Genomic DNA, 19,144 nt, shown 5'->3' on the forward strand with positions numbered 1-19,144 from the left:
TCGTTCGGGTGATGGTGCTGGGTGGTGGTGACGTCGCGCCGGGTGGCTACTGGTTGTCGCAGGTGGTGGGCCGGTCGGGGTCCAGCCAGGGCAGGTCGTGGCCCATCCGGTCCCGCTTGGTGCGCAGATACCGCAGATTGTGTTCCCCGGCCTGGACGGGCATCGGCTCCCGGCCGGCGACCCGCAGGCCGTGCCGCACCAGGGCGGCGGTCTTTTCGGGGTTGTTGGTCATCAGGCGCACCGAGCGCACCCCGAGGTCCTGGAGCATCTGCGCGCCCGCCGCGTAGTCGCGGGAGTCGGCGGGCAGCCCCAGTTCGAGGTTGGCGTCGAGGGTGTCGCGGCCGCGCTCCTGGAGTTCGTAGGCGCGCAGCTTGGACAGCAGGCCGATCCCGCGTCCCTCGTGGCCGCGGAGGTAGATCACCACGCCGTGTCCGGCCTCGCTGATCCGCTGCAGCGAGGCCTCCAGCTGGGGGCCGCAGTCGCAGCGCAGCGAGTGGAAGATATCGCCGGTCAGGCATTCGGAGTGCACCCTGACCAGGACGTCCTCGCCGTCGCCGAGCTCCCCGGCGACCAGCGCGATGTGCTCGACACCGTCGACGGTGGAGCGGTAGCCGTAGGCGGTGAACTCGCCGTGTGCGGTGGGCAGCCGGGTCTCGGCCTCGCGGCGGACGGTGGGCTCGGACGACTGCCGGTAGGCGATCAGGTCCTCGATGGAGATGATCGACAGTCCGTGCTTACGGGCGAACGGCACCAGCTCCGGCAGCCGCAGCATGGTGCCGTCCTCGCCCGCGATCTCCACGATCGCGGCGGCCGGGCGCAGTCCGGCCAGCCGGGCGAGGTCGACACCGGCCTCGGTGTGGCCGTTGCGGACCAGCACCCCGCCGGGCCGGGCGCGCAGCGGGAAGATGTGGCCGGGCCGGACGAAGTCACCGGCGGCCGATTCCCCGGAGGCGAGCAGCCGCAGGGTGGTGGCGCGGTCGGCGGCGGAGATGCCGGTGGTCACACCGTGCGCGGCGGTGGCGTCGACTGAGACGGTGAAGGCGGTCCGCATCGACTCGGTGTTGTGCTCGACCATCTGCGGGAGTTCCAGCCGGTCCAGCTCCGGGCCCTCCATGGGGGCGCAGATCAGTCCGCGGCACTCGCTCATCATGAACGCGATGATCTCGGGGGTGGCCCGCTCCGCGGCGATGACGAGGTCGCCCTCGTTCTCGCGGTTCTCGTCGTCCACGACGACCACGGGGCGGCCGGCGGCGATATCGGCGATGGCCTGCTCGACGGGGTCGAGCGCCAGTGCCGCGGCATCCTCGTCGTACCAGCTCTGCAGTGCGGTCATGCCGCTGCTCCTTCCAGGACGGGGCGGCCGCTCGCACGCGAGCGCAGCCACCAGTCGCGCATGCCCCACACGACGAGGGCGAGATAGACGACGTAGACAAGGCCGGAGAAGACGAGCCCGCTGCTGAAGGCGAGCGGGACGCCGACGACGTCGACCAGCAGCCAGGCGAACCAGAACTCGACCAGGCCGCGGGCCTGGGCGACCATCGCGGCGAGCGTGCCGACGAAGATGTAGGCGTCCGGCCAGGGGTTCCAGGACAGCTGCGGGACCAGGGTGAACAGGGTGCCGACGGCCGCGGTGCCCACGGCGGTGCCGCCGAGCAGCACACCGCGCTCGCGCCAGCCGGCGAAGCGTACGGCGATGGAGCCGTCCTGTGCCTGCTGACGGCCGCGCTGCCACTGCCGCCAGCCCCACAACGCCACGCCGATGACGAGGAGTTGCTTGCCGACTCCGCCGCTGAGGTGGGCGGAGGCGTAGGCGGCGACGAGGATGACGCCGGAGAGGAACTGGGCGGGCCAGGTCCAGATGGAGCGCCGCCAGCCGAGTGCCAGCGCGGCCAGACCGATGGTGTTGCCGATCATGTCGGACCAGATGACGTGCTGTCCGAAGGCCGTGAAGGCCTCGCCGTTCAGCGTGTCGAGGAGGCTCACCGGTCCATCTCCTTGATCTCGTCGAGGTCTCCGCGGTCGTCGGAGCCCCGGCCCAGCAGCCGCTCGACGTACTTGGCGAGGACATCGACCTCGAGGTTGACGGGGTCGCCGGACTTCTTGATGCCCAGGGTGGTCAGGGCGAGGGTGGTGGGGATGAGGCTGATGGTGAAGTAGTCGTCCGCGGCATCGACGACGGTGAGGCTGACGCCGTCGACGGTGATGGAGCCCTTCTCGACGACGTAGCGGGACAGCGCGGCCGGCAGCGCGACCTTGACGATCTCCCAGTGTTCGCCGGGGGTGCGTTCGAGGATCGTGCCGGTGCCGTCGACATGCCCCTGGACGAGGTGTCCGCCGAGCCGCCCGCCGAGCGCCATCGGGCGCTCCAGGTTGACCCGCGAGCCGGCGGCCAGCGCACCGAGGCTGGAGCGGTTCAGGGTCTCGGCCATCACATCGGCGGTGAATTCACCGTCGGCGGTGTCCACGACGGTCAGACAGACGCCGTTGACGGCGATCGAGTCACCGTGCTTGGCGTCTTCGGTGACGACGGGCCCGCGGAGCCGGAACCGGGCGGCCGCACCGAGGTTCTCGACGGCGGCGACCTCACCCAGTTCTTCGACGATTCCGGTGAACACTTCAGTTCTCCTCGTGGAGGGCGTGGCGGATGGGAGTGGCGGTGATGCGCAGATCGGGTCCGAGCCGTTCGGTGTCGGTCACGTCGAGCCGCAACCCCTGGGCGATGGTGGTGATTCCGGCGTCGCCGACGGCGGCCGGTCCGGCGCCGAGCAGTACCGGCGCGAGATAGCCGACGACCTTGTCGACGGCCTGGGCGGCGAGGAAGGCCCCGGCGAGCGTGGGGCCGCCTTCGAGCAGGACGGAACGCACGTCGCGCTCGTACAGGGCCCGGAGCAGTGCCGGGATGGACAGCCCGCGTCCCCCGGCGGCGCGCGGCAGCCGGATGATCGGGGCGAGGCCTTCGAGATGGCCGGCGTCGGCGTCCTCGGCGACCGCGATCAGCGTGGGCGCGGAGCCGTCCAGGACGCGGGCACCCGCCTTGACGGCGGTGGCGCCGGAGTCGACGACGACCCGCAGCGGCTGGCTGATCTCGTCGTCGGACAGCCCGCTGAGCCGGGCGCCGAGCTGCGGGTCGTCGGCGCGGGCGGTGCCGGAGCCGACGATCACGGCGTCCGCGGCGGCCCGCAGCCGGTGCACATCGGCGCGCGACCGGGGCGAGGTGATCCAGCGGCTGGTGCCGTCGGCGGCGGCGATCCGGCCGTCGAGGGTCGCGGCGTACTTCCACAGCACGAAGGGGCGGCGGCGCAGCACCGAGGTCAGCCAGGCCTCGTTGCCGGCGGCGGCCTCGTCGGCGAGCAGTCCGCCCTCGACGTCGATCCCGGCCTCGCCAAGGGTGACGGCGCCGCCGGTGGCGGTCGGGTTGGGATCGGAGACGGCGTAGACGACGCGGGCGACCCCGGCGTCGATCAGCGCCTGGGCGCAGGGGCCGGTGCGGCCGGTGTGGTTGCAGGGTTCGAGGGTGACCAGTGCGGTGCCGCCCCGGGCTCGTTCGCCCGCGGCACGCAGGGCATGGATCTCGGCGTGCGGCCCGCCGGCCCGCTGATGCCAGCCCTCGCCCGCTATGCGCCCGGCGGAGTCCAGGACGACACAGCCGACCACGGGGTTGGGGCTGGTGTGCCCGAGCCCGCGCGCGGCGAGCTCAATGGCTCGGCGCATCGCCGCGATCTCGACGGGGGCTGCGGTGGCCACCGGGTCCTCCTGCCTCTCAGGGCACGGACTCCGGGGCTGTCTGGACGACAGAAGCGGAAACGACGCCACGGGAACACCGCGGCCGGACATACACGGACCGTCCGGGAAAATACCCGGACGCGCCGCCGACGGCGGTGTACCGAAGCTCGCCCGCCGCGCACTGCCTCCCATCCGGACTTTCACCGTCGGTGCAGGAATTTCACCTGCTCAACCGGCCGCTGGCTGCGGACGGGTCGCGGACTATAACCGCCGGTTCGGAATTACACCGACCCCGGAGTGCGCTGCTGCTCTTATGTCAGTACAGATTCAGTCTGCCACGCCGGGCCGTCGCCCATGCGAGCGAAGCCCTGTGGGCTGCCTCACAGCCCCCGGCGCGCCGCCCGTGTCACAGACGGCGCGCGTGAGGCGTCATAGCGGAGACGTACATGTCCCTTCTCCCCTCAAGGACTGATCCGCGATGGCGACAATTCTGGTGACCGGCGGCACGGGCACACTCGGTCGGCCCCTGGTGCACCGGCTGCTCGACGACGGCCATGACGTCAGGTCACTGAGCCGGCGGCCGCACACCGGCACGGAGCGGCCCCGGCCGCGGTCGTACGCGGTCGATCTGCGCGACGGCACGGGGCTGCCCGAGGCGCTGGCGGGCGTGGACACGATCGTGCACTGTGCCACCACGCCGGCCGGCGGTGACATGGAGGCGGCCGGGCAGCTCGTCCAGGCGGCGAAGGCGGCGGGCATCCCGCACCTGGTGTACATCTCGATCGTCGGGGTGGACCGGGTGCCGCTCGGTTACTACCGCACCAAGCTCGCGGTGGAGCGTCTGATCGAGGGCTCCGGTATCGGCTGGACGGTGCTGCGCACGACGCAGTTCCACCATCTGGTGCTGCAGGTCGTCAAGGCGGGCGCCCGGTCGCCGGTGGTGCCGGTGCCGACCGGGGTACGGGTGCAGCCGGTCGAGGTACGCGAAGTGGCCGCCCGGCTCGCCGGGTTGGCGGCCGGCGACCCGGCCGGCCGGGTCCCGGACATGGGCGGCCCCGAGGTGCTGAGCACCCGGGATCTCGTACGGGCCACCCTGGAGGCGGGCGGGCGGCACCGGCTGCTGGTGCCGCTGTGGCTGCCGGGCGCGAGCGCCGCCGCACTGCGCCGCGGCGGGAACCTGACACCGGAACACGCCGACGGGCAGCGGACCTACGCCGAGTTCCTCGCGGAGCGGGCGGGCGGGTGAGGACCTGACAGGTGGGTGGGGATCTGACGGGTGGGTGGGGATCTGACGGGTGGGTGAGGCCTGACGGGTGGGTGAGGCCTGACGGGCGGGAAAGGGCGTCAGCCGCCCTCCGGTTCACCAGCCGTCGGGAATACCCCCCGCCCCCGCCACGTTGTGGCCCGCAAGGGGCGCCCGCACCCCCTACGGGATGTGTTCGCACCCCCCTGAGGGGACGCCTCAGGCACGGGGAGACACCTCCGGCCCCGCGGCCCCGAACAGCTCGTTCTGCGCGGCGTCCCGTGCGGCGAGCACCGCGCCGAGCAGCACCGCCCGTCCGCCGACCGCGCCCGCGCGTACGTCGGTGCGCAGCGGGGAGAGCCGGGCCAGATGGCCGGCGACCCGGTCGGCGAGCGCGGCGCCGCCGCCGCGGCCGATCTCACCGCCGAGGACGACACACCCGGGGTCGAGCACGGCGCACACGGCCGCCACGCCGAGCGCGATCCGCGCGGCCAGCGCGTCGAGAAAGGCGGCACCGGCGTCGCCGGCGGCCACGGCGGCCCGGACGAGGGACTCGGCGGGCGGGGCATCGGTGGGCGCCCCGGTGCCGGACGAGGGCTCGTTCGCCCCGTTCGGCCCGGCGGCGGCCTCGGAGGACAGGCCGTGTTCCGCGGCGAGGGCGCAGATCGCGGCGGAGCCTGCCAGGGAGTGGAAACCGCCGTCGCAGCCGCTCGCGGTGGGCAGCGCGCCGGTGCCGGGAACCGGCAGAAAGCCGATCTCGCCGGTGCCGCCCGAGGCGCCGCGCCGCAGCGTGCCGTCCAGGACCACGGCGGCGCCGGTGCCGTGGCCGAGCCAGAGCAGGACGAAGGTGTCGCGGTCGTGGGCCGCGCCGTCGCGCTGCTCCGCGATGGCGGCGAGATTGACCTCGTTCTCCAGCAGCACCGGTCCGCCCGTCCGTGCGCGCAGCGCGCCGACCAGTCCGACATGCCAGGACGCGATCCAGTCGGTGCCGCCGAGCCGCCCGGTGGCGGGGTCCACCAGACCGGGGGCGCCGACGGCGATGGTGTGCGGAGCGTGTGCGCCCGCGGCGGCAAGGGCCTTGTCCACGGCGGCGAGTGCGGTGGCGACGGCCGTATCGGGCGCACCGTCCGGGCCGATGGGGACGGTGCGCTCGGCGCGTACCCGGCCGAGGAGGTCGGCGACCGCAACGGTGATGCTGTGCGTCCGCAGATCGAGGCCGACGAGATGGGCCCGGTCGGCGACGATCCCGTAGAGACGGGCATTGGGCCCGCGCCGCTGGGCACCGCTCTCGCCGACCACGGTGATCAGCCCGGCCTCCTGGAGGCGCTCGACGAGGTCCGCCACGGTCGGCCGGGACAGACCGGTCAGCGTCTTGAGCTGAGCTGCCGTCAAGGGCCCCTCGGACTGCAGGAGTTGCAGCGCCAGGCGATCGTTGATCAGCCGTGCGGTGGTCGGGGAGGCGGTGCGGCCGGCCGCTGCCGCGCGCGGTGCATGCATGGCGGGATTCTTTCATCCGGTCGGGCCAACACCCTTATTATCAGGCAGGGTTCCTGATAATTTACCGCCCATGGCTGTCAATGGCATCCCCGACGACACCACCCCACTCCCCCACACCGGGCTACGCCGCGCACGCTGGTCCATCGCCGTGGTGTTCCTCATCCATGGCTCGGTCACCGGCAACTTCGCGACCCGCATCCCCTGGATCCAGGACCACACCGCCATCTCACCGGGCCAACTCGGGCTGGCGCTCGCCTTCCCGGCGATCGGCGCGTCTCTGGCGATGCCGCTGGCCGGCCGGATCAGCCACCGCCTCGGCGCCCGGACCGCGCTGCGCGGCCTGCTCGCCCTGTGGACCCTGTCACTGGTCCTGCCCGCCCTCTCCCCCGGCCTGTACGCGCTGTGCCCGGCGCTGCTGATGTACGGCGCGGCCTCCGGGATGTCGGACGTCGCGATGAATGCGCTGGGACTGGAGACCGAGGACCGACTCGGCAAACCGATCATGTCGGGGCTGCACGGGATGTGGAGTGCGGGCGCCCTGCTCGGCTCGGCGGCCGGCACCGTCGCCGCGCACGCGGGGTGGGACGCCCGGCTCCATCTGGCCGGTGCCGCGCTCGTCCTGACCCTGCTCGGTGCGCTCGCCTGCCGGGGTGTGCTGGATCTGCGCAGCGCGCCCGAGGAGCATCCGCCGCCGCGCTTCGCGCTGCCGCCGAGGTCGGCGCTGGCCATCGGGGCCATAGGGTTCTGCGCGGTCTTCGCGGAGGGCGCCGGCCTGGACTGGTCGGCGGTCTACCTCCGCGACGAACTGGGCAGCGACGCGGGCCTGGCGGCCGCCTCGACCACCGCCTTCGCCTGCACGATGACCGTCGCACGGCTGGCCGGGGACAAGGTGGTCGCCCGTTTCGGTGCGGTCCGTACGGTGCGGGCCGGCGGGGTGCTGGCGGCAGCCGGTGGTCTGCTGATTGTCGCGGCCCGGCATCCGGCCATGGCGATGGGCGGGTTCGGACTGATGGGCCTCGGGATCGCCGTAGTGGTCCCGCTGGCCTTCGCGGCCGCCGGGCGCAGCGGCCCCGCGCCCAGCCAGGCGATCGCGGGTGTCGCCACGATCACCTACACCTCCGGCCTCCTCGCACCGTCGGCGATCGGCGGGCTCGCCCAGGCGACCTCACTGCCGGTGTCGTTCATGCTGGTCACGACGTTGGCGTGCGGGCTGGTGGTGGGCGCGCGGGTGCTGCGGGTGCCGGGTCGCACGGCGTCCGGCAGCGCCCCCGCGGTGACCGGGGACCTGGAGCGGTCCTGAGCGCCGGTGCCGTCGAGCGGCTGGTGTCGTCGACCGGGCCAGTGTCGTCGACCGGGCCAGTGTCGTCGACCGGCCGGTGCCGTAGACCGGCCGGTGCGTGTCGGCGGCACCGGCCGGGCTCTGCGGTCGACGGATGCTCCCCGCGAGAGCGGCCGACCAGGGGAGTTGTCGCCCAGGCGAGCTACCGCCCGCCGGAGTTGCCGTCCGCGGGCCGGCGCGCCTCAGGCCGCGTCCGCCTCCGTGCCCGCGTCCGAGGCCGCCGGCCGGAGCAGCCGGCCGGCGATGGCGCGGGCGCGGTCGGACCACGGGGTGGGGCGCAGCGTCTGTGCGTCGACGCGGACGAGTACCCGGTGACCCCGGGCGTAGGTCTCGGTGCCGTCGGCCGAGCAGAGCCGGAAGCCGTAGGTGAGGCCGGTGCGGCCGAGGCGTTCGACCCACAGGTGCGCCGCGTAGCGGCCGGGCCGGGTGACCGAGCGCTCGTAGGAGACCTGCATCTCCTTGATGACGTTGCACATGTCGCCCGCGGCGACCCAGTCGCCGTCGAAGCCGAAGCCCTGGTCGTGCCAGTACTCCGCCCAGGCGCGCTCGGCGAGCAGCGGGTAGCGGGAGTTGTGGAGCATGCCGAGCGCATCGAGGTCGTCGAAGTGGACGGTGACGGGGACCAGTTCGCCGTACGGGACGGTGGCGGTCTGCAGGGGTTCGACGCTCACGGGTGGTGCTCCTGGGTTTCTCGCGCTGACCGGCGCTGTTGGTACGAAGGATGCTGTTGGGGCGGGTAGGACTCATGTGAAGAGCCGGAGCCATCGTAAGCGGCCGCTTAGAATGCTTTGTCCGCCGGGTTACCTGGCGCGGGGGCCACGGACCCGTGGCCCTGGATCAGCGACCGAGGGCACGCGTAGCGCAGACCGTCACCGGCTCGGAGCCGTGCAGCACAGGTTCGGCCAGGTCCTCACCGAAAGACTGTTTCCGCAGTGGGCCGAGGTGGTCGCCGTCGAGGGCTGGCTCAGGACCATCGCACCGCAGTAGCGGGAGGCCGCCCCCGCCCCGGAAATTCCGTCGAACGCAGAGTCGATCCTTGAGAAGGTCGTGGGTGTCCCGATCCACCGCGAAAGGAAAGCCCGTGCCGCGTGCCGTCACCTTGATTCGCTCTGCATCCCTGTCAGATGTTGCCGAGTACGCGTACGCGGCCACGGCCCCGGCCGAGTCGCGGCTGGTCTTCCTCGCCGGTGCCTGTCCGCTGAACGAAGACGGCTCCACGGCGGCGCTCGGGGACGTCGCGGGGCAGGCGGCCAAGGCCGTGGAGAACATGCGGACCGCTCTGGCGGACGCCGGTGCCTCGCTGCACGATGTCATCAGAACCCGCGTTCTCGTCGCCTCCGACCGGCAGGAAGACCTGGTGACGGCGTGGGAGGTGGTCCGGGACGCGTTCGGTGACCACGATGTGCCCAGCACGCTGATGGGTGTCACCGTGCTCGGCTACAACGACCAGCTCGTAGAGCTCGAAGCCGTCGCCGCCGTGCTCGATTCCTGAGCCGACGGACGTTCCTGCACGGGCGACCTACCGTCCTCCTCATCTGGTCATCCGGTTGACGACCGGAGCCGGATGAGGAGGACAACGGCGGTCAGCGTCCCAAAGTGGCCGTATCACCCACAGCCATGTGCCTCCGTCCGAGACGCCTGGCTCCGCAGAGTCGGTGGTACGTCCGCAGAGTCGGTGGTACCTCCGCAGAGTCGGTGGAACGACCTCGGCGATCGAGTGGTCGCGGGCCTCAGCCGTCCCCGTCAGTAGGCTCTTTGTCCTCGCCGGTCCCGGCGTCGAGGAGTGGCGTGCCCGGCCGGGCTGCCGCCGTGGAGAGCCAGCGCAGGGAGTGGTAGCCGGTGAGCACGGTGAGCGTCCCCAGCGCGATGCCGCTCAGCTCGAAGTTCTCGGTGAACTTCAACGAGACGCCGCCGATGGCAATGATGATCCCGGCCGCTGCGGGGATGAGGTTCAGGGGGACCGAGAAGTCCACCTTGTTCCGCACCCAGATCTGGGCTCCCAGCAGGCCGATCATGCCGTAGAGGATGACGGTGATACCGCCCAGCACCCCGCCGGGGATCGCCGACACCACCGCGCCGAATTTGGGGCAGAGGCCGAAGAGCAGGGCGAAGCCGGCCGCTGCCCAGTAGGCCGCGGTGGAGTAGACCCTGGTGGCCGCCATGACGCCGATGTTCTCGGCGTAGGTCGTGGTTGCGGGGCCACCTACCGCAGTCGACAGGACCGTTGCCGTGCCATCGGCCAAGATGGCCGTGCCCATCTTGTCGTCCAGGGAATCACCGGTCATCGCGCCGACCGCCTTGATGTGTCCGGCATTCTCCGCGATCAACGCGACGAGGACCGGCAGCGCGACGAGGACCGCAGAGGCGGAGAAGTTCGGTGCGTGAAACGTGGGAACGCCGATCCAGTCAGCCTTTTCGACGCCGGAAAAGTCGATGCGCCAGTGGTCCGTGAGCTTGCCCGCACCATTGACCGAATGAATCCTTCCCGCGGTGCGGTCAAGAATCCAGGACAGCGCATAGCCGAAGACCAGGCCCAGGAAAATGGCGATCCGCGACCAGAAGCCCCGGAGCACCACGAGAGCAAGTCCGGTGAACAGCATCGTCGCCAGCGCCGTCCACTGGTCCTGGGGCCAGTACGTGGACGCCGTCACGGGGGCAAGATTGAAGCCGATCAGCATCACGACCGCGCCCGTCACGGTCGGCGGGAGCACCGCGTGGATCACCCGAGCCCCGACGACATGGATGGCGATACCGCAGCCGGCCAGGCAGGCCCCCACCACGAGCATCGCGCCCGTCAGGGTCCCGGCGTCACCTCCCTGGCCCGCGATCACGACGGACACGCCCACGAAGGAGAGCGAGGAGCCCAGGTAGCTGGGGATGCGTCCGCGGGTCATCACCAGGAACAGTGCGGTGGCGACACCCGACGCCATCAGGGCGAGGCCGGGATCCAGGCCCATGAGCACGGGGGCGACGAAGCACGCCCCGATCATCGACACCACGTGCTGGGCGCCGAGTGCGATCGTCCGCCCCCACGTCAGGCGCTCCCCGGGCCTGACCACCTCGCCGGGCTTCAGATGTCGCCCGTCCCCATGCAGTTTCCACCCGAAGCCGGCCATGATCACTCTCCACTCTGTGCCGCCCTGCACGTCACAGAGCCGAGGTGATTCATAGTCGAACGGCTGCGTCTGGACAAACTGAAGCCGGCAGGTAATTCGAGTGGCCTGGGGGATTCAGGTTTCTCCGCCGCTGTCCGCAGAAGAATTCTGCGCTTCGGGCCGTGCCCGCAGTGCGGCGCATTGGCGGCTGCCGGCCGGCCGGCATCCGGGCGCGGCACAAGCGGGCGCGCCGCCCATTACCCCGTTCCGGTCATCGGCGACCGGCAAACCTCACCATCCGCAATTCCACTGTCACGCTGAGTGGATGACGACTACTCAGGAATGCGGCGGTCCCGGCCGTACGGACCCGGCCGGGGGATCCGCCGCCCGCCCCCCGGCCGGCGCGGGGCCCACGGCCACCAGGGGTGTGACGGAGGTGCTGGCCCGGATGCGGGCGCTGGCCGCGGGGCTGCCCGCCGGGGACGGGGTGGCCGTCTTCAACGGGGTCTATCTGGCCGTCACCGAAGTGGTGGCGCGGCGCATCGGGGACGGCACGTTCCAGGACCCGGCGGCCGCGGGCGAGCTGGACATCCGCTTCGCGCGGCGCTACTTCGACGCGGTGGATGCCGCGGCCGCCGGGCTGCGGCCGCCTGCCTGCTGGCGGCCGCTGTTCCAGCTCCGCCGCCACCCGGGGGTGCGTCCGCTGCAGTTCGCGCTGGCCGGGATCAACGCCCACATCGGGCACGACCTGGCGCTGGCCGTGCTGGACACCTGCCGGGCGCTGGAGTGTGAACCGGCCGCACTGGAGCACGACTTCGACCGGGTCGGCGGGGTGCTGACGAGCCTGGAGGAGCGGATCCGTGAGCTGCTGATGCCCGGCCCCGATGTGCTGGACGTCGCCGATCCGCTGACGCATCTGATCGGGTCGTGGAGCCTGGACAAGGCCAGGGACGGTGCCTGGGTGGCGGCCAGGGCGCTGTGGAGCGTCCGCCGGCTGCCGGATGTGACGGAGGAGCTCACCGAGCGGCTGGATGCCGGGGTGGGGCTGGTCGGGCGGATGCTGCTGACTCCGCTGCCCGGCTGATCCTGGCCCCGCCGGGGTTCAGGGCATGTCGTTCGGGTCAGGGCGCAGGGGCCGGCAGTGAGCGGGTCGGCGTCGGTGTGCGGTCTGCGGGAGAGGGCGGCTCGGGTGCTTCCGGCTGAGCGCGTCAGGGACGTGGAGGTGCAGAAGCGGATCACCGGCGTGATCCGCTTCCGCACCATGCGTCAGTCCTCCGGCAGTTCGACCGGGGCGATCTCGTCGTACACATCGCCCGGACCCGGGTTGGTCGCGTCCGTCGCACCGCCGAAGTGGTGCATCACGCCCCACACCGCGTTCAGCGCGGTCTGCACCGCGCCCTCGGCCCAGCCCGCCGTCCAGGAGATGTCGTCGCCCGCGAGGAACAGGCCCCGCTTGTCCTCGGGGAGACGGTCCTGCATGAAGTGGGTGAACAGGCGCCGCTGGTAGCGGTAGTGGCCGGGCAGGTTCGCCTTGAAGGCGCCCATGAAGTACGGCTCGTTCTCCCAGGACACGGTGACCGGGTTGCCGATGATGTGCTTGCGGATGTCGACCTTCGGATAGATCTCCGAAAGCGACTTCAGCATGACCTCCATCCGCTCGTTCGCCTCCAGCGGCAGCCACTTGAGGCTGTCGTCGCACCAGGTGTAGGAGAGGCAGATGACCGCGGGCTGGTCCGGTCCGTTGTCGAGCAGGTACGTACCGCGCGTCATACGGTCGGTCAGCGTCATCGACATGACGTCCCGCCCCGTCTCCTCGTCCTTGTCGAGCCAGAACGGCCGGTCGACGGGCACGAAGAGCTTGCTGGACTCCATGTAGTGGGTGCGCTCCATCGCCGTCCAGTGGTCGATGGGGAACAGTGCGTCATCGCACGCGATCTTGCTGAGCAGCATCCAGGACTGCGCCGTGAAGACGGCGGCCTCGTAGGTGCGGATGTCGCCGTCGGCGTCGGTGACCGTGATGCGGTTGCCGGCGGTGCGGTTCAGGCGGGTCACCGCGGGCCGGGGCGTCCCGTCGTGCAGCGACGACAGCGAGGTGCCCGGCGCCCAGTGCACGATCTTCTGCGGCTCGCGCTCCCACAGGCGCAGCGGCAGCTGCTGGCTGCCGCCGACGATGCCGCGGTGGTGGTCGTCGGCCTCGGTGTAGACGACCCGCAGGATCTCCAGGATGGAGTTGGGGAAGTCGGTGTCCCAGCCGCCGGTGCCGAAGCCGACCTGGCCGAAGATCTCCCGGTGGCGGAAGGACTTGAAGGCCGTCGAGTCGCAGAGGTAGCCGTAGAAGGTCTGGTTGTCGAGCTTCTCGACGAGCCGGGACCAGATCTCGCGGATGCGCGGGACATCGCGCTCGCGGATCGCCTGGTTCATGTCGGAGAAGTCCGCGCCCTCCTCCAGGCAGGCGTTCCAGGCGTCCATGACCTGGTGGTAGACCTCGGGGAGGTCCTCGACGGTACGGGCGTAGTGCGACTCGCCCTTGAGGTCGACGACGGTCGACGGGGTGTCCGCGGCCAGCGGGTTGGGGAACGGCGTGGTCGTCAGGCCCACCAGGTCGATGTAGTGCTGGAGCGCCGTCGAGGACGGCGGGAAGCGCATCGCGCCCATCTCGGCGGTCAGGTCCGCGGCCTCGGCCGGGGTGCCCTCGAAGCCGATGGTGCGCAGCCGGCCGCCTATGTGGTCCGCCTCGTAGACGACGGGCTTGAGGCCCATCTTCATCAGCTCGTAGGCGGTGATGATGCCGGAGAGGCCGCCGCCGATGACCGCGACCTCCTTGCCGTGCTCGGTCGCGGGGACCTGGCCGAGGCCCGCCGGGTGGGCGAGGAAGTCGTCGTAGGCGTACGGGAAGTCCGGGCCGAACATGGTGATCGGCGGCTGGGCATCCGCGTGGTGGGCGGCGGTGGGCACCGTGGACGTCATCGGGGACGGGCTCCTTGCAGACAGGGCACAGCAGGCAGGGCAGCGCAGGCCGGGTGGGCCGGCCTGCGGCGGATCGGTGGGGGCGGGGCGGGGTCAGGTCACGTCAGCGGGCCGTACAGCTCGGGCCGGCGGTCGTGCAGATAGGGGTTGTCCGCCCGGGATTCCTTCAGGAAGGCGGGGTCGACATCGGCGCGGACCAGCTGCTCGGTGCGGCCGGCGCGGGTGCGCACCACACCGTCCGGGCCGGCCAGGCAGCTGAGGCCGACGAACTCGAACTCGCCCTCCGCGCCGACCCGGTTGACGTACGCGACATACATCTGGTTCTCGAAGGCGCGGACCGGGATGACGGACTCGGGGACGAACTGGAAGGGGTGCATCTGCGCGGTGGGCACCAGCAGCAGATCGGTGCCGGCCAGCGCATGGGCCCGGACGTTCTCCGGGAACTCCACGTCGTAGCAGATCATCACGCCGATCCGGAGCCCGGCCAGCTCGGTCTGGACGACGGCCCGCTCCCCCGGGGTGAACCACTCACGCTCGAAGCAGCCGAAGAGATGGGTCTTGCGGTAGTTGGCGAGGCGCTCGCCCGCGGGGCCGATGAGCTGCGCCGAGTTGTAGACCGCGGCGCTGTCGCTCTCGCCCTGGGCGGCGCGCTCGGGGTAGCCGTAGAGCACCGCGATGCTGTGCTCGGCGGCGATCTTCGCGATGGCCCGGGCGCTGTCGCCGTCGGCGGTCTCCGCGAGGCGGTGGACGCCGTCGCCGATGGCATAGCCGGTCAGGAACAGCTCGGGGCAGGCGAGCAGCCCGGCGCCGGTCGCCGCCGCCGCGCGGGCCGCGTCCTCCAGGACCCGCAGATTGTGCGCGACATCGCCGGGCCGTCCCGAACTCTGGAGCAGGGCGGTGTGCAGCGACGTCATGGGATCCCTCGGCGAGACGGTGCGGGTGGACGCATTGACGGTACGGGCCGCCGGTGATCCGGGACAAGGCGCCACCGTTGCGTGCCGATGGACGATTCATTGCGCGTTCAAGGGACTGTGCGGTGATTCGTTGCGCCGGCGCCGGAGCGGCCCCGGGCGGCTGCCCAGCCGGTGTCCCGGCGCGCGTCGGGCCGCTGGTCAGCGGCCTGGCGTGAGGTTGGCGGTCATCCGGTCGAGGACGGTCACGGTGCGGAGGTAGTCGTCGTCGGTCAGTCCGCGCATCAGGCGGGCGCGGCCGGCGTCGACCAGGGTCGCGACCTGGGCATGGGTCCGCCGGCCGGCCTCGGTGAGCGCGAGGGTGTCGCCACCGGCAGTGAGCCGGCCGCGGGCGATCAGTGCACCGGCGACCTCGTCGAGAGTGCGCGCGCCCGGCTCCCAGAAGGGCTGCAGCAGCCGGCTCAGCACCGGACGGGCCAGCGGCCCCTGGAGCGCGGCAGGGCGGGAAGCCGGTGCCGGAGGGCGCCGCGTTCGATGTGCTGGATGTCGTGGACGCCGCCGAGGAGCGCGGGGAACCGGCGGGGGTACGGGAGGTGGCGGACGCCCTGCGGGTGGACCAGCCGCGGGCGAGCAAGCTGGTGGCGGCCGCCGTGGAGGCCGGTCATCTCCGCCGCGAGGCCGACCAGACGGACGGCCGGCGCACTCTGCTGGCCGTGACACCGGACGGGCGTGAGCTGCTGGAGGCGGCGCACACTTTCCGGCGCTCCGTGGTGGCGCGGGTGACCCGCGACTGGCCGGCCGCCGAACGCGCCGCGTTCGCCCGGCTGTTCACCCGCTTCATGGACGATTTCGGCGCGGTGAACGGGCCCGCCGGAGAGGGCTGACGAGCGGGCGCGGCAAGGCGGTCAGTCCTCGCCGGGCGGCACGTCCCGCAGGGACTCCTGCACCGTCTCCCGTACCAGCCCGCGCAGCCAGCGGTGCCCCGCGTCGGCCTCCTGGCGCGGGTGCCAGGCCATCTCCATGGTCATCGACGGCAGTTCGAGCGGAATCGGCAGCGTGCGCAGCCCCAGCCCGCGGACCGTCGCCGCCCCGGCCCGCTCGTTGGCCAGGCCCACCGCATCGCTGTCGCGGACCATCAGCAGTGACGCGGCGAAGGTCGGGACGGTGGCGATCACCTTGCGCCGCAGTCCGCGTGCGGCGAGCGCCGCGTCGATGGGGCCGGTCAGCCGGCCGCGGCGGGAGAAGTTGAGGTGCGCCGCGTCGGCGAAGCGGCGCACGGTGAGCTTCCCGGTGGTCAGCGGGTGGCCCTCGCGCACCACCGCGACGCTGCGGTCGATGAACAGCTCCTCCGTGCGGATCTCCGGCTCGGGGCTGTCGATGACGCCGAGTTCCAGGTCCGCGGCGCCGTCCCGCAGCAGCGGCAGATCGATAGGGCTCTCGCCGAGGAAGCGCAGCACGACCTGCGGCGCTTCCTCGGCGGCGCGGGCGACCAGGCGCGGACCGACGGCGGTGACGAAGAGATCGTTGGCGTTGATGGTGAACACCCGGGCCAGCTGGGCCGGGTCGGCCGGCGCGGACGGGGCCAGCACGCCATGTGCCGCCTCCACCAGCCGGCGTACCTCGGCCCTGATTTCCAGGGCGCGCGGGGTGGGCACCATATGGCGCCCGGAGCGCACCAGGACGGGGTCGCCGATCGTGCGGCGGATGCGGCCGAGGGCGCGGCTCATGGCCGGTCCGGAGAGCCCGAGCCGGTCGGCGGCCGCGGTCACACTCTGCTCTTCGAGCAGGGCGTCCAGCGCCGTCAGCAGGTTGAGATCGATGTTTGCGTGGCGCGCCATCACGGAGTGAACACCTTGCATGGGAGGTCAGCTGAGCGGACCCTAGCGTGCCCGTCATGACCTCGGCCGCCTTCCTCCCGCGGCCGACGACGCCCGCCTTCGCGGAGGAGGGCGGTGGCGACGCCCGCCGGGGCACCCGGCCGCCCCCGGGGCGGAGGGCGGAGGCGGGTCAGCCCGGCGCCCCCGAGCTGAAGCGCCGCAGCAGCGGTGAGAGCACCAGCACGGACTTCGTCCGCTCCACGAAGGGCTCGCCCGCGATCCGCTCCAGCACCCGCTCGAAATGCCGCATGTCGGAGGCGAAGACCTGGACGACGGCGTCCGCCTCACCGGTGACGGTGGAGGCGGACGCCACTTCCGGGTAGCGCGACAGGCCGCGGTGGATCGCCTCGGGCGAGGTGTTGCGGCGGCAGTAGAGCTCGATGAACCCCTCGGTCTCCCAGCCGAGTGCGGCCGGATCGACCCGTACGGTGAATCCGGTGATCGCGCCGTCCGCCCGCAGCCGGTCCACCCGGCGTTTGACGGCCGGTGCGGACAGCCCGACCTCCTGGCCGATGTCGGCATAGCTGCGGCGGGCGTCCTCGGCGAGGGCGTGGACGATGCGTTCGTCGAGATCGTTCAGTCGCACTGCGGGTGGATCACTTCTCTGCGGTGGCCAATCGGGAGCGGCGCATGCCGTATCCGAAGTAGACCACAAGGCCCACGGCCATCCAGACACCGAAGACCACCCAGGTCACGGCGCCGAGGCTGCCCATCATGTAGAGGCACAGCACGAAGCCGATCGCCGGGAAGAGCGGCGAGAGCGGGGTGCGGAAACTGCGCGGCATGTCGGGCCGGGTGCGGCGCAGCACGATCACTGCGACATTGACCAGCGCGAAGGCGAACAGGGTGCCGATGCTGGTGGCGTCGGCCAGCTCGCCCAGCGGCACCGCCGCGGCGAGCACCCCGCAGAACAGCGAGACGATGATGGTGTTGGCCCGCGGCGCACCGCTCTTCGGGTGCACCTTGGAGAACACCTTCGGCACCAGCCCGTCCCGGGACATCGCGAACAGGATGCGGGTCTGGCCGTAGAGCACGGTCAGCACGACACTGGCGATGGCGATGACCGCGCCGAAGGCGAGCAGCACGGCCCACCAGCTCTGGCCGGTGACCGCCTTCATGATCCCGGCCAGCGCGGCCTCCGAGCCCTCGAACTCCTGCCAGGGCATCGCGCCCACGGCGATCGCCGCGACCAGGCAGTACAGCGCCGTGACGATCACCAGCGAGAGCATGATCGCGCGCGGCAGGTCGCGCTGCGGGTTCTTGGCCTCCTCACCGGCGGTGGAGGCGGCGTCGAAGCCGATGTACGAGAAGAACAGGGTGGCACCGGCGGCGCTGACGCCCGCCATGCCCATCGGCATGAAGTTCGCGTAGTTGCCGGACCGCACGCCCTGGACGGCGACACCGCAGAAGAGCAGCAGCGCGGCGATCTTGACGACGACCATGATCGTGTTGGCCCGGGCGCTCTCCTTGGCCCCGCCCAGCAGGAAGACCATCGCGAGCAGCACGACCAGCAGGGCCGGCAGGTTGAAGACGCCGCCGTCACCGGGCGGCTGGGACAGTGCGTCCGGGATGGTGAAGCCGAAGACACCGTCGAGCAGCTCGTTCAGATACTGGCCCCAGCCCACGGCGACGGCCGCGACCGAGACGCCGTACTCCAGGATCAGACACCAGCCGCAGACCCAGGCGACCAGCTCACCGAGGGTGGCGTAGGCGTAGGAGTACGACGATCCGGAGACCGGGATGCTGCCGGCCAGCTCCGCGTAGGACAGTGCGGAGAACAGCGCGGTGACACCGGCGATCACGAACGCGAGGATGACCGCGGGCCCGGCGTCCGGCACGGCCTCGCCGAGGACCACGAAGATGCCGGTGCCGAGCGTGGCCCCGATGCTGATCATGGTCAGCTGCCACATGCCCATCGAGCGGCGGAGCATTCCCCCCTGCCCCTTGCCGCCCTCGGCGACCAGCCGCTCGACGGGCTTGCGCCGCATCAGCCGAGTGCCCAGACCCCCGGACGAGGGGGGCGGGGGGTCGCTGGCCCCTGCGGGCGGGGCTGCGCCGTGCTCCAACACTGGGGTGGCTCCTTTATCGCTGCCGATCAGATGACGGGTACGGATGGCGGCGACCGGCAGCGGTCGGTACAAGGGCATGCCGAAGCGCACCCGCAGCAGGAGACCGCCGAGCAGGCGGACTCCGCCACTCCACGTACAGCGCTTGACCTTACGGCCCGCCGCTGACCTGCCGTAATGCAGGTTCCTTGCGCAACAGTGCACGATCGTTGCGCACCGGCGCGGCGGGCGGTCGTTCGTTGCGCGCCAGGGTCCGATCGTACGGGTTCCGGCGGAGCGGGACGGACCGGGGCCCCGGGTTCCACTTATCCGAACGGCCCCGCACCGGGTCGGGATGCCGTTGGTTAATCCGGGGCCGAGCGTGACGTCGGCCTTCAAGGCCCGGTTGGGGTCTTGAAGGCCGACGTTGTCGTTTGGGGAGGACGC

The 19,144-nt window shown here is 71.8% G+C and carries 18 protein-coding genes and 1 riboswitch; of the genes, 5 read left to right on the forward strand and 13 right to left on the reverse strand.

All coding sequences use genetic code 11. The features are described 5' to 3' along the window. Positions 1 to 46: 46 nt before the first annotated feature. From AB0C46_RS20470 to ribD, 4 genes are read right to left on the reverse strand one after another with little or no spacing between them, the layout of a single operon-like run. Positions 47 to 1,333, reverse strand: coding sequence for a bifunctional 3,4-dihydroxy-2-butanone-4-phosphate synthase/GTP cyclohydrolase II (locus tag AB0C46_RS20470; protein ID WP_362829300.1), 1,287 nt, complete (start codon positions 1,331 to 1,333; stop codon positions 47 to 49). Next, positions 1,330 to 1,983, reverse strand: a complete 654-nt coding sequence (locus AB0C46_RS20475; protein WP_362829301.1) for a nicotinamide mononucleotide transporter family protein — start codon at positions 1,981 to 1,983, stop codon at positions 1,330 to 1,332. The genes AB0C46_RS20470 and AB0C46_RS20475 overlap by 4 nt, the downstream gene beginning before the upstream one ends. After that, the gene (locus tag AB0C46_RS20480; RefSeq protein ID WP_362829303.1) at positions 1,980 to 2,615 is read right to left on the reverse strand and encodes a riboflavin synthase; all 636 of its coding nucleotides are present in this window, start codon (positions 2,613 to 2,615) and stop codon (positions 1,980 to 1,982) included. Before AB0C46_RS20480 ends, AB0C46_RS20475 begins: the two co-directional genes overlap by 4 nt. A gap of 1 nt (position 2,616) precedes the next feature. Next, a complete protein-coding gene (gene ribD, locus AB0C46_RS20485; RefSeq protein WP_362829304.1) occupies positions 2,617 to 3,744 on the reverse strand; it encodes a bifunctional diaminohydroxyphosphoribosylaminopyrimidine deaminase/5-amino-6-(5-phosphoribosylamino)uracil reductase RibD in 1,128 nt (375 codons plus the stop codon). 153 nt (positions 3,745 to 3,897) lie between these two features. Next, a riboswitch (FMN riboswitch) is annotated at positions 3,898 to 4,028 on the reverse strand. A gap of 173 nt (positions 4,029 to 4,201) precedes the next feature. Between ribD and AB0C46_RS20490 the strand changes: the two genes are divergently transcribed. After that, entirely contained in the window at positions 4,202 to 4,969 is a 768-nt protein-coding gene (locus tag AB0C46_RS20490) for an NAD(P)H-binding protein (protein ID WP_362829306.1), read from the forward strand. A 216-nt stretch (positions 4,970 to 5,185) separates the two neighbouring features. On the opposite strand, the gene AB0C46_RS20495 is transcribed toward AB0C46_RS20490, so the two are convergent. Then, entirely contained in the window at positions 5,186 to 6,463 is a 1,278-nt protein-coding gene (locus AB0C46_RS20495) for an ROK family transcriptional regulator (RefSeq protein ID WP_362829308.1), read from the reverse strand. A 70-nt stretch (positions 6,464 to 6,533) separates the two neighbouring features. Between AB0C46_RS20495 and AB0C46_RS20500 the strand changes: the two genes are divergently transcribed. Next, positions 6,534 to 7,763, forward strand: coding sequence for an MFS transporter (locus tag AB0C46_RS20500; RefSeq protein ID WP_362829310.1), 1,230 nt, complete (start codon positions 6,534 to 6,536; stop codon positions 7,761 to 7,763). A gap of 221 nt (positions 7,764 to 7,984) precedes the next feature. Here AB0C46_RS20500 and AB0C46_RS20505 read toward each other — a convergent pair whose 3' ends face one another. Beyond that, entirely contained in the window at positions 7,985 to 8,473 is a 489-nt protein-coding gene (locus AB0C46_RS20505; RefSeq protein ID WP_362829312.1) for a thioesterase family protein, read from the reverse strand. A 410-nt stretch (positions 8,474 to 8,883) separates the two neighbouring features. On the opposite strand from AB0C46_RS20505, the gene AB0C46_RS20510 reads away from it, so the two are divergent. Continuing rightward, positions 8,884 to 9,294, forward strand: a complete 411-nt coding sequence (locus AB0C46_RS20510; protein ID WP_362829313.1) for a Rid family hydrolase — start codon at positions 8,884 to 8,886, stop codon at positions 9,292 to 9,294. Between the two features lie 238 nt (positions 9,295 to 9,532). Here the strand turns inward: AB0C46_RS20510 and AB0C46_RS20515 are convergent, their stop codons facing one another. Continuing rightward, positions 9,533 to 10,918: a solute carrier family 23 protein gene (locus AB0C46_RS20515; RefSeq protein ID WP_362829314.1), complete on the reverse strand. Its 1,386-nt coding sequence runs from the start codon at positions 10,916 to 10,918 to the stop codon at positions 9,533 to 9,535. A 304-nt stretch (positions 10,919 to 11,222) separates the two neighbouring features. Between AB0C46_RS20515 and AB0C46_RS20520 the strand changes: the two genes are divergently transcribed. Continuing rightward, entirely contained in the window at positions 11,223 to 11,981 is a 759-nt protein-coding gene (locus AB0C46_RS20520; RefSeq protein ID WP_362829315.1) for a DUF5995 family protein, read from the forward strand. A 182-nt stretch (positions 11,982 to 12,163) separates the two neighbouring features. On the opposite strand, the gene AB0C46_RS20525 is transcribed toward AB0C46_RS20520, so the two are convergent. The 3 genes from AB0C46_RS20525 to AB0C46_RS20535 all read right to left on the reverse strand — a co-directional run bounded on the left by AB0C46_RS20525 (position 12,164) and on the right by AB0C46_RS20535 (position 15,243). Beyond that, on the reverse strand, positions 12,164 to 13,864 hold the full coding sequence (locus AB0C46_RS20525; protein ID WP_362829316.1) for an NAD(P)/FAD-dependent oxidoreductase: 1,701 nt from the start codon (positions 13,862 to 13,864) through the stop codon (positions 12,164 to 12,166). 98 nt (positions 13,865 to 13,962) lie between these two features. Further along, positions 13,963 to 14,778: a carbon-nitrogen hydrolase family protein gene (locus tag AB0C46_RS20530; RefSeq protein ID WP_362829317.1), complete on the reverse strand. Its 816-nt coding sequence runs from the start codon at positions 14,776 to 14,778 to the stop codon at positions 13,963 to 13,965. Positions 14,779 to 14,976: 198 nt separating this feature from the next. After that, a complete protein-coding gene (locus AB0C46_RS20535; RefSeq protein WP_362829318.1) occupies positions 14,977 to 15,243 on the reverse strand; it encodes a hypothetical protein in 267 nt (88 codons plus the stop codon). A 44-nt stretch (positions 15,244 to 15,287) separates the two neighbouring features. Here AB0C46_RS20535 and AB0C46_RS20540 point away from each other — a divergent pair, with 44 nt between their 5' ends. Further along, positions 15,288 to 15,659: a MarR family winged helix-turn-helix transcriptional regulator gene (locus tag AB0C46_RS20540; protein ID WP_362829319.1), complete on the forward strand. Its 372-nt coding sequence runs from the start codon at positions 15,288 to 15,290 to the stop codon at positions 15,657 to 15,659. Between the two features lie 21 nt (positions 15,660 to 15,680). On the opposite strand, the gene AB0C46_RS20545 is transcribed toward AB0C46_RS20540, so the two are convergent. The 3 genes from AB0C46_RS20545 to AB0C46_RS20555 all read right to left on the reverse strand — a co-directional run bounded on the left by AB0C46_RS20545 (position 15,681) and on the right by AB0C46_RS20555 (position 18,721). Beyond that, on the reverse strand, positions 15,681 to 16,613 hold the full coding sequence (locus AB0C46_RS20545; RefSeq protein ID WP_362829320.1) for a LysR family transcriptional regulator: 933 nt from the start codon (positions 16,611 to 16,613) through the stop codon (positions 15,681 to 15,683). Positions 16,614 to 16,782: 169 nt separating this feature from the next. Further along, entirely contained in the window at positions 16,783 to 17,238 is a 456-nt protein-coding gene (locus tag AB0C46_RS20550; protein WP_362829321.1) for an Lrp/AsnC family transcriptional regulator, read from the reverse strand. A 10-nt stretch (positions 17,239 to 17,248) separates the two neighbouring features. Continuing rightward, positions 17,249 to 18,721, reverse strand: coding sequence for an amino acid permease (locus AB0C46_RS20555; protein WP_362829330.1), 1,473 nt, complete (start codon positions 18,719 to 18,721; stop codon positions 17,249 to 17,251). Between the last annotated feature and the right edge of the window lie 423 nt (positions 18,722 to 19,144).

Source organism: Streptomyces sp. NPDC048637, assembly GCF_040650675.1.
GTDB lineage: Bacteria > Actinomycetota > Actinomycetes > Streptomycetales > Streptomycetaceae > Streptomyces.

What these genes read in the sequence shown, in the direction of transcription:
- AB0C46_RS20490 (WP_362829306.1), top strand. Translation starts at nt 4,202, where the DNA reads ATGGCGACAATTCTGGTGACCGGCGGCACGGGCACACTCGGTCGGCCC.
- AB0C46_RS20545 (WP_362829320.1), bottom strand. Translation starts at nt 16,613, where the DNA reads ATGGCGCGCCACGCAAACATCGATCTCAACCTGCTGACGGCGCTGGAC.
- AB0C46_RS20515 (WP_362829314.1), bottom strand. Translation starts at nt 10,918, where the DNA reads ATGGCCGGCTTCGGGTGGAAACTGCATGGGGACGGGCGACATCTGAAG.
- AB0C46_RS20525 (WP_362829316.1), bottom strand. Translation starts at nt 13,864, where the DNA reads ATGACGTCCACGGTGCCCACCGCCGCCCACCACGCGGATGCCCAGCCG.
- AB0C46_RS20530 (WP_362829317.1), bottom strand. Translation starts at nt 14,778, where the DNA reads ATGACGTCGCTGCACACCGCCCTGCTCCAGAGTTCGGGACGGCCCGGC.
- AB0C46_RS20495 (WP_362829308.1), bottom strand. Translation starts at nt 6,463, where the DNA reads ATGCATGCACCGCGCGCGGCAGCGGCCGGCCGCACCGCCTCCCCGACC.
- AB0C46_RS20470 (WP_362829300.1), bottom strand. Translation starts at nt 1,333, where the DNA reads ATGACCGCACTGCAGAGCTGGTACGACGAGGATGCCGCGGCACTGGCG.
- AB0C46_RS20500 (WP_362829310.1), top strand. Translation starts at nt 6,534, where the DNA reads ATGGCTGTCAATGGCATCCCCGACGACACCACCCCACTCCCCCACACC.
- AB0C46_RS20520 (WP_362829315.1), top strand. Translation starts at nt 11,223, where the DNA reads ATGACGACTACTCAGGAATGCGGCGGTCCCGGCCGTACGGACCCGGCC.